Here is a 1136-nt window from a genome sequence, read left to right on the forward strand (position 1 = left end):
CGTCAAGGGCGTCAACTTCGCCGCCTACAAGGGCGAGGCGATCGGCCTGGTCGGCTCCAACGGCTCCGGCAAGTCCACCCTGCTCAAGGCCATCGGCGGCGGGCTGCTGACGACCGGCTGCGGGCAGGACCGTACGACACCGGCCGAGGCACGGGCCGCCGCCACCGTGTCCCCGACGGCCGCGCACGGACCGGACTGCGCCAGGACCAAGTGCATCGCGCTGACCTTCGACGCGGGCCCGGGGCCGCACACGGCCCAGCTCCTGGACATCCTCAAGGAGAAGAAGGTCCACGCGACCTTCTTCCTCCTCGGCAAGAACCACGTGCTCGCCCACCCCGACCTGGTGCGCCGCGAAGCCGCCGAGGGCCACGTCCTGGGCAACCACACCTGGACCCACCAGCGGCTCGACCAGCTCCCCGCCGAACGGATACGCGACGAACTCGGCCGCACCCAGGACGCGATCAAGCGCGCCACGGGCAAGGCGCCCGTGCTGATGCGCCCGCCCCAGGGGCGTACCGACGAGAAGGTCGAGTCCGTCGCCCGTTCACTGGGCCTGTCCGAAGTGCTGTGGAGCGCCACGGCGAGCGACTACGACACCACCGACACCCGCCTGATCGGCGACCGCATCCTCGACCAGGCGTCCCGCGACGGGATCATCCTGCTCCACGACATCTACGACGGCACGGTCCCGGCGGTGCCCCGGATCATCGACGAACTGCGCGCCCGCGGCTACACGTTCGTCACCGTCCCCGAGCTCCTCGCCCCGGCCGCGCCGTCCCCGGGAGCGGTCTACCACCCGTGAACGGGCGTGCCCGGACACCCGTGAACGGACGTCCCCGGAACCGCTCGTACGGGCGGACCCGGCCGCGGAGGGCGACCTACCGCCCTCCCGCTCGTTCAACCTGACGGCCGCCGTACGACGAACACGCCCCGCCGGGGCCGGAAGAGGAACGGCTGCACGCATGCACATCTCATTTCTCCTGCACAACGCGTACGGGATCGGGGGCACGATCCGTACGACGTTCAACCTGGCCGAGGCCTTGGCGGTCGAGCACGAGGTGGAGATCGTGTCGGTCTTCCGCCACCGTGAGGTGCCGACGCTGGACGCTCCGGCGGGTGTGGTGATGAAGCACCTG

Annotated in this window: 1 protein-coding gene and 1 pseudogene; both read left to right on the forward strand. The window is 70.9% G+C overall.

What is annotated here, in order from left to right; translation table 11 throughout:
* The coding region (locus ABT160_RS47095) for a polysaccharide deacetylase family protein (protein WP_351656615.1) at window positions 1–802 on the forward strand (802 nt) is incomplete at its 5' end.
* 160 nt (window positions 803–962) lie between these two features.
* Window positions 963–1136 (forward strand): annotated as a pseudogene (locus ABT160_RS47100) (glycosyltransferase family 4 protein); the annotation flags it as partial.

The organism is Streptomyces sp. NPDC001941 (assembly GCF_040296945.1).
GTDB lineage: Bacteria > Actinomycetota > Actinomycetes > Streptomycetales > Streptomycetaceae > Streptomyces.